We start from the raw sequence: 14,869 nt of genomic DNA, 5'->3' as shown, positions 1-14,869 counted from the left end.
TAAAAAAGAGTTTTAATTAGCCGTTTATTATATTCGCCAAAGCAGGAAACAATGAATCAAGTAAGAAGATTTCTTTTGTTTTTAAAGGTGCTCCAACACCTAATGGTAATTTTTATATTTTCATTATCATACTTTATGCTACACAGCTGGTTATAACGATAACCTTGTGCTAAACAAGGCTATAAATTATTAATAGACGAGATAAAACATGTGTTTATCTCGTTTTTTATTATGAACTTTAAAGTGCCATAAGATAAATATAAAACTAGCTATAAAGCGACACTTCCCCTTCAGGCCGGGTTTTAAACCGTCGATGAGCCCAAAGGTACTGCTCGGGCGCTTTCATTATTTCAACCTCTAAGATAGAGTTAATTATTGTTGCATCCTGTAATGCATCAGAGCTTGGGTATCCTAGTATTTCTTTTCCCAGTACCAAATCATAATTAGCACCGCTCTTATTTCTCAATAATGTTACCGTGAGTGTTGGAGATTTAGATAATTGAGCAAGTATTGAGGTTCCTTTTGACGTGGAACTATTTTTGACAGAAAAAAACGGCGCAAATATCGTGCCTTTTCTTCCAAAATCTTGGTCCGGTGCAAACCATATGGATTTACCACTTTTTAACTCTTGAACCATAAATTTTAAATTTTTACGATCAATCATTCCTTTACCTGAACGACACCGCCCTTTTGTCTGAATATATTCCATCGCTTTATTGTTATGAGGACGATACATTGCATTAACAGGAAAACAAAGCCCCATAATCCGTCCACCGAGTTCTAGTGACATAAAATGGACTCCAACAATAATCACACCTTTATTTTTAGCAATAGCATCTAAGTAATTGGACATTCCTTTTACTTGAAATAATTTTTTAACTTTTTTATCACTCCAAAACCAGGCTATCCCAGTTTCAAATAATGCGATACCTAAAGATTTTAAGTTATCATTCACCAAAGTATCTATTTCATTTTTGTTTTTATTTGGGAAACACAATTCTAAATTTCGCTTAATGATTGATACTCTTCTTTTAATAAAATACCGTGAATTACTGCCTAAAAAAGCACCAAGCCACATTTGCCATTTATACGGCAATTGAACTAATAAAAATAAGATAAAAACTCCCACCCAAGTTACTACATACTTCGGGTGGACCAATTTCAGTGAAAATGGGTTTTTGGCGTACATTATATCTCCCAATACTTCGCCTTTGCAGAATGCACGCTATTTTAGACAATATTTAGTCTTTTAAATTCAACATGATTACTACAACAAGATGGGTTTTCACCCATAACTATCTGAATACCTTGCAGTTCATCTCCCTTTCGAGTAGATAACAACCGAATAATCTTTCCAAGCCATTAAGCAATATTTGATTTTTAATATGGCTAATTAATAAATAGCTCTGTGAAGTTCGTTTTCTATTCATCAAAACTATGCATCGGTTAGGCCAACAACATAATCACTTAAACTGCAAGGAACAGATAAAATTATCACATATATGGCTTAATTAATCTCACTATTAATATGCACTTTTGTCATTTTGCGAATTTTTTTGCTGATTTTTGTCAATTTAATCGTTACTTTTTATTGGTGCTTTCAAGAAGCCACCACAATCAGCGATGGAAAGAAAAATTGATGTTCTTTTGGTGATGGAGCCAGAAGTTTGTCACATCAGCGACTTAAGGTAGTTAAATAATATGGATTACAAGCAAGAAAAAACCCGTTACATCTATTAAATGTAACGGGTTCTTATTTGGTGCCGGCTACCGGAGTCGAACTGGTGACCTACTGATTACAAGTCAGTTGCTCTACCAACTGAGCTAAGCCGGCGAATATGGCGGAGAGATAGAGATTCGAACTCTAGGATGGTTTCCCATCGGCGGTTTTCAAGACCGCTGCCTTCGACCGCTCGGCCATCTCTCCATGGGGCGCGATTATGGAGGAATCCCAGCAACTTGTCTACCCCTGAAAGTAAAAAAATTGATTTTTTTACTTCGTTTGGCTAATCTTCACTCAATTGCTCTCTCTTTTCCAAGAAAAATGGTAATATCTGTGCAAAATCGGTGTCTATCCTTTCTCTAGGCGTATGATTTTTAACCTAATAATACTTTTGCCGATGGGACGACTTGCTACAGTATGTACAAACAATCATTATTAAAGCCAAACACTCTTTTTCGTATTTTCGCAGCATTTATTTTACTGCTGATAGTGATGCTTTGTTTATCACTATTTAACTACTATCAAGCATTGGTTCAAAGCCGTCAGGCTAGTTTGAACAGTATGGCTAGTCGGTTAGCGTATCAAATCGAAGATTATCGTTATCAAGCAAGCCATATCTACAAAATTGCCAATAATAAATCCTCTACCCCATCCGCTGATCAGCTTGCCGTGACAGGAATACGCCATGATATTTTTTGGCTAAGTAGTGCCAACCAATCCATCGATGCTATTGTATTTGGCAATAATAAGCAAAGTAGTCATGTTTTAGCATCTAAACTTGCAAATTATATGGAGATTGTCTGGGGAGCCCGTAATGAATATAACTCAATGTATTATCTCAATGGCTTAGACAATACCCTAGTCTTAGTGACCACTCATTCAATTCTTAAACCTGAGCTACGTTTTAAAGAAAGTTATCTCACATTAACTGCTGAAGAAAAACGTGCTGATATGTTGACTCAATCAACATTATTAGACCGACGGGAAATAATTTCAAATATTCAAAAGTACTCTCCCGATAACCTTTTTTACTATACATATCGGCTAATGTTTAATTCTCCAGGGCAGCTAACGAGTGTTATATCCTTTGATATTTCTATCAATTCACTGATCCCTCCAAATTTAAATGGGGATTTTTTTACGATTAATACACGCCCTGCAAGCACAGGTAGCAATGAACCTCATACAACTTGGGTCGGAACTAACCTCATTTTCTCCCACCCTATTGATGGCACCAGCTATCAACTTTATTACCATGTCTCATTAAAAAGCATTATCTTTAATGTTATTGGCTATAACTTATGGCTAATGACTGGCATGCTTATTATGATCTTCTTCGCTTTACTGATCATGCTATTCATTCGTAAGCGCCTTATTTCGCCCAATACAAATATGTTGCAAGAGCTGAGTTTTAATGAATCATTGACAAGCGATATTATCAGCCATATTTCATACGGTATTTTGGTTTATGATTTTAATACTAACAAAAAGATTCTGAGCAATGATATTGCTAACCAGTTATTACCTTCTATGGATCTTATTCACATTAAAGAAATGGCGATAGAAAACCATGATGTTATCCAAGTTTCTATCGAGAATATTATCTATGAAGTTATTCTTGTCAATAGCATGACAAAACCCAATACCGTTCTCTTTATTATTATCGACAAAGACAAAGAAGCATTGACCCAAAAACGTCAAGAATTAGCAAATCGTGAGTACAAAAAAAATATTCACATGCGTAAGATAGTATTTGAGAATATGTGTACTGAGATATTACCCTCACTAATTAAGGTGGATGAACAATTAACTAAATTATCCGAAATAGTCAGCGCAAATAACCGTGCATTTATTTTAGAAATTGAAAGTCAGCTTTTTTATATCAATCGCTGGTTTAAAAACATTAACTTATTAAATCAGCTTGAGTCTCAAGCTAGCTCAGTAAAAACTGAAAACGTTTCTATCAGTAATCTTGTTAGCGAGTTTTTGAAACAAAATTTATCCCAATGCAATAACAAGGGGTTAGCACTTTATTTTCATAATAATCTCAATCCAGATTCACTGATCATGGCAAACCCTGATTATTTAAAACAGTTAATACAACTAATTTGGGATTATTCTATTGCAACAACCTCTTTTGGAAAAATTTCATTCGCGTTATCTTATGATGCCAATAAAAATGTAATTTTATTGAGTATTAAAGACAGTGGAACTGGGGTCAGTAATCTTGAGCTTAGTAATTTACACAGTCCTTTTACTGGGCAAATTTTGAATGCTTCTAACTTTACGCGTTCAGGCATAACATTTTATTTATGTAAGTTACTGGTTAAAAAAATGAATGGTACTTTTTCTATTCGTTCTAGTGATGCAATAGGCACTCATTATGAAATTACGCTTCCTGCAGCTAAAGAAATGCTCGTCAAAGACTTCCCAGCTTTATTGGAAGATGTTTGTATACGTTTAAATATACATAATGCAGATATCTCACGGATTGTTAGGAACATATTAACAAATTATGGAGCAGAATATTTGGACTTAAGTGAAAGTTCCCCTCACACCGACTGGGATCTTTTGATAACTGATAATAATGAGGAATGTTTTGAAAATATTGTTAAAGTAAATGGTACTCTTTTAGGGATTAATCAATTACAACCTCACTACATCGAAACTAACTACAATTTTGCTGATGAATTAATTGATGCTATCTCATTATTGATCGAAAACGCAGGGCATGAGCATGCTGATATTTTGTCTCCAGACCATATTAGTACTCAAGCGCTTTCACAGGACTCGAATGAATCAATTGAAAATGCAATTACAAGTTATCAATTAGCACTGGCAAATAGCGGATATCGAGATTTGTTTATCACAACAGTACCGATAGATATTAATAAACTGTATAATAGTGAAAGTGTTGAGGATTTGACCGAATTGAAAAACACTGCACATCGTTTAAAAGGAGTTTTTGCTATGCTCGAATTTACTTATCTTCATGAACTTTGTGAAGATTTGGAGCGTTACATAGCAGATGAAAACGGATTGGAAATAAAAAATTGCATTAGCATGCTGGATAATTCAGTCAAAAAACTAATGCCAGAAGGTAACCAATAATATGAATAACCTAAATGTCATTGTTGCCGATGATCACCCTATCGTTCTTTTCGGCATCAGAAAATCACTTGAACAAATTGAATGGGTGAATATCGTAGGGGAATTTGAGGACTCAACCTCTTTAATTAATAACTTAGCGCGCTTAAATGCAGACGTGCTAGTTACTGATTTATCTATGCCAGGTGACAAATATGGCGATGGTATTACTTTAATCAAATACATCAAGCGGCATTATCCTGACCTGTCAATTATTGTTCTCACTATGAACAATAACCCTGCCATTCTTAGCGCTATTTTAGAGCTGGATATTGAAGGAATTGTGTTAAAACAAGGTGCGCCAGCTGATTTACCTAAAGCTTTAGCGGCTTTACAGAAAGGCAAAAAATTCACACCAGAAAGCGTGAGCAAACTGTTAGAAAAAGTCAATGCAAGCGGCTATGGCGATAAACGTTTATCACCAAAAGAAAGTGAAGTGCTACGTTTGTTTGCTGAAGGTTTTTTGGTCACTGAAATTGCAAAGAAACTTAACCGCAGTATAAAAACAATCAGTAGCCAGAAAAAATCAGCTATGCTGAAATTAGGTGTTGAAAATGATATAGCGCTACTGAATTACCTTTCTTCTGTCAGCATTGATAACTCGCCTTCAGAGTAAATTTCATTTTAACTATAAGACTACGCCAATAAAAACCCAATTATGGGTTTTTATTTTTGCGTCCTTTTTTAGTCACATTCAACAATAGCGCGTCAAAGTCTCACGTAAAATTGCAATTGTTGTCGGTTTTGATAAACAATCATTCATTCCTGCGTTAATACAGCGTTGCTTTTCTTCTGCCATTGCATTAGCAGTTAATGCAATAACGGGTAAATTGAACTCTAAACGGCGCAGTTCCTTTGCCAACTGGTAGCCATCCATATTTGGCATATTTACATCTGTTAAAACAATATCAACATGATGATTATCTAAATATTTTAATGCATCTAGCCCATCTATCGCTGTGCCTGTAGTAAAACCGATAGTCGCTAATTGTTCACTCAATAATGCTCTATTAATTGGATGGTCATCGACAATTAATACATGGTGTTCACTTAACGAATGGTCAGCAACCAATGATGGATTTACTGTACTATTTTTCAGCGATTGTTCGGCCGTTTTCATGATGGCTTTATCAATTAAGATAGGTAATTTATCTAATTGATATGTATTATAAATCCACTGGTTTTGTTTTATTTGGTGGAGTTCACCCGCATAAATACTTGATAATTGGATATGATGTTCACAAATGCCCCTTTCAGCCTGCTCATAATCAGTTATTAAGAGATCATAATGTTGTGTCTTATCCGTTGCATTATGGCGGACAACAGAAAATTGTTCTTGGCTTAATAAACGCAAAAGAAAGTTCATTAAAAATTCATTTCGACACGAAACTGCAATCCGATAATGAGCCCGGTATTCTGGAATATTTTTCTTAAGATATTCTTGACCATATAAAGGAATTCGAATAGTAAATGAACTACCAAGTCCAATTTGGGAACTGACCTCAATGTCACCATCCATGAGGTTAACCAGTTTTTCGCAAATAGCTAGACCTAAACCAGTTCCTTTATGGCCCATATTATTTTGGTCATAAACTTGAAAGAATGGATCAAACAACTTCATGACCACCGCATGTGTCATTCCAATCCCTGAATCACGTATTTCAATCTTTAAATAATTCTCATCTTTCCATACATAAAGCAATACAAAACCTGATTCTGTAAACTTAATACTATTATTAACAATGTTAGAAATCACTTGTTGTAAACGAACAGGGTCATTCAAAATGAGATCAGGTATATTAGGCTCAATAAAGGAATATAAAGATATTTTTTTCTTCGTGACTAATGGCAGGTAGTTTGCTAATACAAACGCAAAAACCTCTCGACAATTAAATAATTTGCTTTCTATTTTCAATTGCTTAGATTCAATTTTCGAAAAGTCTAAAATATCACTAATAATCTGCAATAAAAGTGAAGATGAATTATCCATAGTTGAGACTAAGCGTGTTGCTTTCTCAGGTAATTCATAACGTTGTAGTAATTCTATATTACCAATAATTCCATATAACGGCGTTCTTAATTCATGACTAACTGTCGCTAAAAACATTGACTTAGCATGGTTTGCTTGTTCCGCCGCATCGGCTACATCTTGTAGCGATTTTTCCATTTGAACACGAATGCTAATGTCGACTAATACACAAATAGCGACATCTTCATTTTGGTATCGAGAGTTTACAAAGCTAATTTGTAAGTGTGTGCCGTTGGTTGTCACCACATCTATATAATTGCTCGATTTTTGGCGAATAATTGTCAATATTCGCTGTTTATCATCATCATTTAACAGCCGAAAATAGTCATGGGCTAATTCATTACTGAGAATATTACCACCATCTGTTAATCTTAAAATGATGATACCGACCGGTGCTGATGCTACAATTTTGTGGTTGAATTGTTCATGTTCCTCAAGCCGTATCGCAGTGTTCTCTGCGGGTTCTAGCATTTTCCTTTCAAGTAACCAAATTAAAAAGAAAATCAGCCCACCCGTAAAAATATTTAGGAGGATACCGTAAAAAATGGTGTTTTCTAAACTCGCTAATATTTCCGACGTCGCAATTGAGAAAATGACCGTAATTTGAGAAGGTGCTAACCTTTTTTTGAAGATTAATTTTGAGTAATCTGAGTTAAAACCGAAAAATGAAGGCTCAGAAATATTGAGCAATGCAGAGCTCTTAGGATTGATATCTGTAGGTGAATATAAAACAGGCTGGTTATAGTCGTTAATTATCAATATTTCGATAGCCTTATTTCGCCGTATATTAAATTGATTTAAATTAATTGAACGTTCTAACCCAATAAATGCGGGGAGCAGATTATCGTGCTTGATTGCTTGAATTAAGTAAACCTGCCCATAATCCGGCTGAGCACCATGCGTAATGGTAAATAGCTTACGCTCTTTACCTTGTAGCCTTAAACCTTGATAAGTTCGCACACTTTCGTAGCTAACTTTTTTTAGTATTTCTATATCCGATATTGTAGAACGAATAGGATAATCCACCAGACAATAACTTTTCGAACCCACTAAAAAGACATGGTTTAAAGCTTGAGGCGCTGCAATACTCTCTTTCCAAAAATAATTCAGTTGTTCAAAAGCCTGCAAATAGTTTTCAGCTTTATCCCTAAAATGATCACAATCCGTATTCGGAGTTAATTTATAGAACGAGTAATTAGAGGCATTTGGCAATTCCATAAATTTACTCGTAAAAGTATTTTCCTCTGTCGATTCTTGCAGCTTTATTTGGTACAGATCAGTCATCGACTGAATAGAATTCAGTGTCGCCGCCGTTTGCTGTATATAGACTTGTAGGTTTTCATACCCAGAATAGAACTGCTGGCGAAGATCAGATTTGTATTCATTAAATTGCGAATAAAGGAAAAATAAAGTGATAAAAGCACCCATGCCCCACAACATCAAGCCGAGGATACGAAATAAATCCCGAGAAAGTCTAAGTGATGTTTTAAACGAGGGTAAGTATCTCAAGCGTTTTCCTGTATATTCGATACGATGATCGCTAATTATACTCGATTACATAATAAAAAAGCGACAGACATGAAAAGTAATAAAACTAAGAAATTTAGACTAGAAACTAAAACGGGCAGCTAATATGCTACCCGTTCATTAAATTAAACGCGATAATTACTCTTGATCGTCGATATTTGCATCATCAACACCGTTTTCTTCAGTGTTTTCAATCGCATTCTCATCATCATTATTTTCATCATCATCTGTTTCAGCAACGCGTTGTAAACCAACCACTTTTTCATCTTCAGCTGTTCTAATCAAGGTCACACCTTGCGTATTACGGCCAACGACGCTCACTTCAGATACACGGGTACGAACTAATGTGCCGGCATCCGTAATCATCATGATTTGGTCAGTTTCATCAACTTGAATAGCACCAACAACATTACCGTTTCGCTCACTCACTTTGATAGAGATAACCCCTTGAGTTGCACGCGATTTAGTTGGGTATTCTGCTTCTTCAGTACGTTTACCATAACCATTTTCTGTGACAGTTAAGATATGGCCTTCACCACGTGGAATGATCAAGGATACGACTTTATCGTTATCCATTAATTTAATTCCACGAACACCCGTTGCAGTACGTCCCATTGGGCGAACAGCATCTTCAGCGAAGCGCACAACTTTACCTTGTGCAGAGAACAGCATGACTTCATTTGAACCATCGGTTAAATCAACCCCAATCAGTTCATCACCTTCATTCAAGTTCACTGCAATAATACCGGCACTTCTTGGGCGGCTAAACTCTTGTAAAGGTGTTTTCTTCACTGTACCACTCGCCGTTGCCATGAAGACGTTATAGCCCTCTTCATATTCACGTACAGGTAAGATAGCAGTAATGCGTTCATCTTGCTCAAGTGGTAATAAGTTAACAATTGGACGACCACGAGCACCACGACTCGCTTCTGGCAACTGATAAACTTTCATCCAATACAAACGCCCACGACTTGAGAAACACAAGATGGTGTCGTGCGTATTGGCGACCAATAAGCGTTCAATGAAGTCTTCGTCTTTTGTTCGTGCAGCAGATTTACCTTTACCACCACGGCGCTGTGCTTCGTAATCAGACAGAGGCTGATATTTCACATAACCTTGGTGGGATAATGTCACTACCACATCTTCTTGATTGATCAAATCTTCAATATTGATGTCTGCGGTATTTTCTGTAATTTCTGTACGACGAGGGTCATTATAAGTATCACGAATAATTTCTAACTCTTCGCGAATCACTTCCATCAAACGTTCAGGACTACGTAAAATAAACAGTAAAGCTTCAATTTGTACTAGAAGATCACGGTACTCTTCCAGTAGTTTTTCGTGCTCAAGACCGGTTAATTTTTGGAGACGTAAATCCAAAATAGCTTGAGCTTGTTGCTCAGTCAGGAAATATTGCCCTTCATGAACACCGAACTGTGGTTCTAACCACTCAGGACGAGCTGCGTCATCACCTGCACGCTCTAGCATTGCCGCTACATTACCCAGATCCCAAGAACGTGCAATCAACCCTGCTTTAGCTTCAGCTGGCGTTGGTGCTTTACGGATCAATTCAATAATTGGGTCAATATTAGCAAGTGCGATTGCCAGTGCTTCAAGGATATGAGCACGGTCACGCGCTTTACGCAATTCGAAAATCGTACGACGAGTGACAACTTCACGACGGTGACGCACAAAAGCAGCAATGATATCTTTTAAATTCAGTATTTTCGGTTGCCCTTGATGTAGAGCCACCATATTGATACCAAAAGAAACTTGCAATTGAGTCAAGGAATATAAGTTGTTCAGGACAACTTCACCCACTGCATCGCGCTTAACTTCAATAACAATGCGCATACCGTCTTTATCCGACTCGTCACGCAGTGCACTGATTCCTTCAACACGTTTGTCTTTAACTAACTCAGCAATTTTTTCAATCAAGCGAGCTTTATTCACTTGATAAGGGATTTCGCTGACAATAATGGTTTCGCGACCATTTTTCTCATCGACTTCCACTTCAGCGCTTGCGCGGATATAGACCTTGCCACGCCCTGTACGATATGCATCAATAATCCCACGACGGCCGTTGATAATAGCCGCTGTTGGGAAATCAGGCCCTGGAATGTGTTCCATTAAACCTTCAATACTGATGTCTTCATCTTCTATATAAGCAAGACAACCATTAATCACTTCCCCTAAATTGTGAGGAGGAATATTGGTTGCCATCCCAACCGCAATACCAGACGACCCATTAACCAAAAGGTTTGGAATTTTCGTTGGCATGACTTCAGGAATTTGCTCTGTTCCGTCATAGTTTGGAACGAAATCAACGGTTTCTTTTTCAAGGTCAGCAAGTAGCTCATGGGCAATTTTCGCCATACGGATTTCCGTATAACGCATTGCCGCAGCGGAGTCTCCGTCAACTGAACCGAAGTTTCCCTGACCATCAACCAGCATGTAACGCATTGAGAAAGGCTGTGCAAGACGAACAATTGTCTCGTAAACAGCGATATCACCATGTGGATGGTATTTACCGATGACGTCCCCAACAATACGGGCAGATTTTTTATAGGGTTTATTCCAATCATTTCCCAATACATTCATCGCATACAGTACTCTGCGGTGTACTGGCTTCAGTCCATCTCGAACATCTGGAAGCGCACGGCCGACAATAACGGACATTGCATAATCCAAATACGAACTTTTAAGCTCTTCTTCGATATTAACTGGTGTGATTTCTCTGGCAATCTCGCTCATGGAACCACTGTCCCTCATAACTTCGGATTCAAAGAGTAGAACTATACCACAATTCGCCAATTTAATAAAAATAAGAGACGGGTATTTGTCTTCCAAGCTATGTATAATAGCGGAAAATTAAGTTTATGTGTCCGAAACTTGAAGGTTTATCAATTAATAACTGCAATAATTACATTGTTGTTTACATTTTAGCCATCAATGATTGTCGGGCTACTATTCCCACTATTAAACATAGTTTAAATACAGTTTAAATATAACTATCGTTAATAGGCTTTCGGGTAATAGGTTAAAAATAGGAGCTTCTTTGTATGAATGACACCCAAACCCCAACCTACCTTAACGTCGATAAGCAAGAAATCGAAAAATTCGAGTCCATTGCCTCACGTTGGTGGGACTTAGAAGGGGAATTCGCCCCACTACACCGCATCAATCCATTACGCTTAGGTTATATTATGCAGCGTGTAGACGGTATTTTCGGTAAAAAAATTCTTGATGTTGGCTGCGGCGGTGGCATTTTATCGGAAAGTATGGCGCGTGAAGGTGCAGAAGTCACCGGTCTTGATATGGGTGCCGAGCCTTTAATGGTTGCTCGCTTACATTCTCTTGAGTCCGGCATTCCAGTTGAATATGTACAAGAAACCGTTGAACAACATGCAGACAAGCACCCTCAAGCCTATGATGTTGTCACGTGTATGGAGATGCTTGAACATGTTCCGGACCCTCAGTCTGTCGTTAGGGCTTGCGCAAAATTAGTCAAACCGGGTGGACACGTAATTTTTTCAACCATCAACCGTAATAAAAAAGCATGGCTAATGGCTGTTGTTGCTGCTGAATATATAATGAAAATCGTCCCAAAAGGCACTCATGACGCAAACAAGTTTATTCGCCCTTCTGAGTTAATTAATTGGATTGACGGAACACAATTAAAAGACAAACATATCATAGGGTTGCATTATAACCCATTAACAGACAAGTTCTGGCTTGGGCCAAATGTTGATGTAAACTATATGCTGCATACGGTAAACGAATAGTCATTTAGTCGTGAAAAGAATAAATCACAAGCACTACGTTTAAGAAAGCAGCAAACGATCGCATTTTACAAAATTTATTTTAGTCCTCATGTCGGAAGCATTTTTTTTATTAATGCCTTTTACCATGCAGCTTACCGACATGATCACTTTTCTTATCCAACCAGTTATCCACAAGATCCCTCTAATTTGTTCACTTGATAAAATCACATATTAACATTATCTTGTTATGGTATTCTAAACAAACTACTACATATAGTGGTACAACAAAACATAATACAACTAGTCTCATGGCATTACACCATGAGCTTTTTTATGTTTATTTTAAACTATTTGTAGTTCAACCAAGGTGTACTTGCTCATGAACCAGAGTCTGTTAGTCACAAAGCGTGATGGACATAAAGAACGCATTGATCTTGATAAAATCCACAAGGTAATCACCTGGGCTGCTGAAGGCCTAAGTAACGTATCCGTTTCTCAAGTGGAGTTACGTTCACAGATTCAGTTTTATGATGGGATCAGAACTTCTGACATTCACGAAACGATGATCAAAGCAGCAGCAGATTTAATTACGGGTGATACACCTGATTACCAATACCTAGCTGCACGTCTTGCTATTTTTAACTTACGCAAGAAAGCCTATGGCCAGTTTGAACCGCCTGCACTATATAAGCATGTTAAACACCTCGTTGAAATGGGGAAATATGACAAGCATTTGCTGGAAGACTACTCTGAAGCAGAGTTCGAGCAAATGGATAGCTTTATTGATCATTGGCGTGATATGAATTTTTCCTATGCTGCGGTAAAACAGCTTGAAGGGAAATATTTAGTTCAAAACCGCGTTACTGGTGAAATCTATGAAAGCGCACAGTTTTTATATATTTTAGTTGCAGCTTGCCTATTTTCACATTATCCAAAAGAAACACGCCTTGATTATATCCGTCGTTTCTATGATGCCGTTTCAACATTCAAAATTTCATTACCTACGCCGATTATGGCGGGGGTACGTACGCCTACACGTCAATTCAGCTCTTGCGTACTGATTGAGTGTGGTGACAGCTTAGATTCTATCAATGCAACCTCAAGCGCAATTGTGAAATATGTCTCACAACGTGCAGGGATTGGGGTAAATGCAGGCCGTATCCGTGCATTAGGCAGCCCAATTCGTGGTGGAGAAGCTTTCCATACGGGTTGTATTCCATTCTATAAACACTTCCAAACTGCGGTTAAATCATGTTCGCAAGGTGGTGTTCGCGGTGGCGCTGCAACCTTGTTCTACCCTATTTGGCACCTTGAAGTAGAAAGCTTACTGGTTCTAAAGAATAACCGTGGGGTTGAAGGTAACCGTGTTCGCCATATGGATTACGGTGTGCAATTAAACAAGTTAATGTATGAGCGTCTGATTAAAAACCAAGACATTACATTATTCAGCCCATCGGACGTTCCGGGTCTTTATGACGCCTTTTTCGCAGATCAAGACGAATTTGAACGTCTATATGTGAAATATGAGCAAGATGAAAATATTCGTAAATCGAGCGTTAAAGCGGTTGAGCTATTTTCATTAATGATGCAAGAGCGTGCGTCTACTGGCCGTATTTATATTCAAAACGTTGACCACTGTAATACACATAGCCCATTTGACCCGCAGATTGCGCCTGTTCGTCAATCGAACTTATGTTTAGAAATTGCGCTGCCAACTAAGCCATTAAATAATATAAATGACGAAAATGGTGAAATTGCGCTGTGTACATTATCGGCATTTAACTTAGGGGATATTGATAGCCTAGATGAATTAGAAGAGCTAGCAATATTAGCTGTTCGTGCACTCGATGCGCTACTTGATTACCAAGATTACCCAATCATTGCGGCTAAACAAGGCTCAATGGGCCGTCGTACATTAGGTATTGGCGTGATTAACTACGCTTATTATCTCGCGAAGCACGGCGTTCGTTATTCTGATGGCAGTGCAAACAACTTAACGCATAAAACATTCGAAGCCATTCAGTATTATCTATTAAAAGCCTCGAATGAGTTAGCAAAAGAGCAAGGTGCTTGCCCATGGTTCAATGAAACAACTTATGCACAAGGCGTTTTACCTATCGATACCTATAAAAAAGAGCTCGATAAGTTAACTAATGAACCTTTGCATTACGATTGGGAAGCGTTACGCCAAGAAATTAAACAACATGGTCTGCGTAACTCGACACTGTCTGCATTGATGCCTTCAGAGACATCATCACAGATTTCTAACGCAACCAATGGTATTGAACCACCGCGTGGTTATATCAGTATTAAAGCCTCTAAAGATGGTATCTTGCGCCAAGTGGTGCCTGATTACGAAAATCTGAAAGGTGCTTATGAGCTACTGTGGCAAATGCCTTCAAATAGTGGCTACTTACAACTCGTTGGTATCATGCAGAAATTTATCGACCAGTCGATTTCTGCTAACACAAACTATGACCCAACTCGTTTTGAGAGCGGTAAAGTGCCAATGAACCAATTGCTAAAAGATTTATTGCTCGCCTATAAGTTTGGTGTGAAAACACTTTACTACCATAACACTCGCGATGGGGCGGAAGATGTTCAGGGCGATCTGGAAGAAGTTGTTGAGTCAGCGGATTCCGATTGCGAAGGCGGCGCGTGTAAAATTTAATAGGAATT

The 14,869-nt window shown here is 37.7% G+C and carries 7 protein-coding genes and 2 tRNA genes; 4 read left to right on the top strand and 5 right to left on the bottom strand.

All coding sequences use genetic code 11. The features are described from left to right. Nucleotides 1-265: 265 nt before the first annotated feature. The 3 genes from lpxL to PSF31_RS15295 form a co-directional block, all read right to left on the bottom strand. Nucleotides 266-1,189 carry an LpxL/LpxP family Kdo(2)-lipid IV(A) lauroyl/palmitoleoyl acyltransferase gene (lpxL, locus tag PSF31_RS15305; protein WP_096864883.1) on the bottom strand — a complete coding sequence of 308 codons (924 nt, stop codon included), beginning with the start codon at nucleotides 1,187-1,189 and terminating at the stop codon, nucleotides 266-268. Nucleotides 1,190-1,758: 569 nt separating this feature from the next. Continuing rightward, nucleotides 1,759-1,834, bottom strand: a tRNA-Thr gene (locus PSF31_RS15300). Between the two features lie 5 nt (nucleotides 1,835-1,839). Continuing rightward, nucleotides 1,840-1,927, bottom strand: a tRNA-Ser gene (locus PSF31_RS15295). Between the two features lie 213 nt (nucleotides 1,928-2,140). Between PSF31_RS15295 and rcsD the strand changes: the two genes are divergently transcribed. Both rcsD and rcsB read left to right on the top strand, forming a co-directional pair. Continuing rightward, the gene (gene rcsD, locus PSF31_RS15290) at nucleotides 2,141-4,834 is read left to right on the top strand and encodes a phosphotransferase RcsD (RefSeq protein ID WP_096864882.1); all 2,694 of its coding nucleotides are present in this window, start codon (nucleotides 2,141-2,143) and stop codon (nucleotides 4,832-4,834) included. A 1-nt stretch (nucleotide 4,835) separates the two neighbouring features. Continuing rightward, nucleotides 4,836-5,486 (top strand): response regulator transcription factor RcsB, encoded by a 651-nt coding sequence (gene rcsB, locus PSF31_RS15285; RefSeq protein WP_004259923.1) that lies wholly within the window; start codon nucleotides 4,836-4,838, stop codon nucleotides 5,484-5,486. 78 nt (nucleotides 5,487-5,564) lie between these two features. On the opposite strand, the gene rcsC is transcribed toward rcsB, so the two are convergent. Both rcsC and gyrA read right to left on the bottom strand, forming a co-directional pair. Beyond that, nucleotides 5,565-8,351: a two-component system sensor histidine kinase RcsC gene (rcsC, locus tag PSF31_RS15280; protein WP_232062974.1), complete on the bottom strand. Its 2,787-nt coding sequence runs from the start codon at nucleotides 8,349-8,351 to the stop codon at nucleotides 5,565-5,567. A 213-nt stretch (nucleotides 8,352-8,564) separates the two neighbouring features. Continuing rightward, the gene (gene gyrA, locus PSF31_RS15275) at nucleotides 8,565-11,180 is read right to left on the bottom strand and encodes a DNA topoisomerase (ATP-hydrolyzing) subunit A (protein ID WP_201276746.1); all 2,616 of its coding nucleotides are present in this window, start codon (nucleotides 11,178-11,180) and stop codon (nucleotides 8,565-8,567) included. Between the two features lie 308 nt (nucleotides 11,181-11,488). On the opposite strand from gyrA, the gene ubiG reads away from it, so the two are divergent. Both ubiG and nrdA read left to right on the top strand, forming a co-directional pair. After that, nucleotides 11,489-12,211: a bifunctional 2-polyprenyl-6-hydroxyphenol methylase/3-demethylubiquinol 3-O-methyltransferase UbiG gene (gene ubiG, locus PSF31_RS15270; RefSeq protein ID WP_004259907.1), complete on the top strand. Its 723-nt coding sequence runs from the start codon at nucleotides 11,489-11,491 to the stop codon at nucleotides 12,209-12,211. A gap of 358 nt (nucleotides 12,212-12,569) precedes the next feature. Then, nucleotides 12,570-14,861, top strand: coding sequence for a class 1a ribonucleoside-diphosphate reductase subunit alpha (nrdA, locus tag PSF31_RS15265; RefSeq protein ID WP_272683206.1), 2,292 nt, complete (start codon nucleotides 12,570-12,572; stop codon nucleotides 14,859-14,861). Nucleotides 14,862-14,869 lie beyond the last annotated feature (8 nt).

Origin of the sequence: Providencia sp. PROV156 (assembly GCF_028480905.1) — a bacterium.
Taxonomy (GTDB): Bacteria; Pseudomonadota; Gammaproteobacteria; order Enterobacterales; family Enterobacteriaceae; genus Providencia; species Providencia hangzhouensis.
This window is presented reverse-complemented; position numbering and strand designations above follow the sequence as displayed.

Coding starts and splice junctions, on each gene's coding strand:
- nrdA (WP_272683206.1), top strand. CDS start 12,570: ATGAACCAGAGTCTGTTAGTCACAAAGCGTGATGGACATAAAGAACGC.
- gyrA (WP_201276746.1), bottom strand. CDS start 11,180: ATGAGCGAGATTGCCAGAGAAATCACACCAGTTAATATCGAAGAAGAG.
- lpxL (WP_096864883.1), bottom strand. CDS start 1,189: ATGTACGCCAAAAACCCATTTTCACTGAAATTGGTCCACCCGAAGTAT.
- rcsD (WP_096864882.1), top strand. CDS start 2,141: ATGTACAAACAATCATTATTAAAGCCAAACACTCTTTTTCGTATTTTC.
- ubiG (WP_004259907.1), top strand. CDS start 11,489: ATGAATGACACCCAAACCCCAACCTACCTTAACGTCGATAAGCAAGAA.
- rcsB (WP_004259923.1), top strand. CDS start 4,836: ATGAATAACCTAAATGTCATTGTTGCCGATGATCACCCTATCGTTCTT.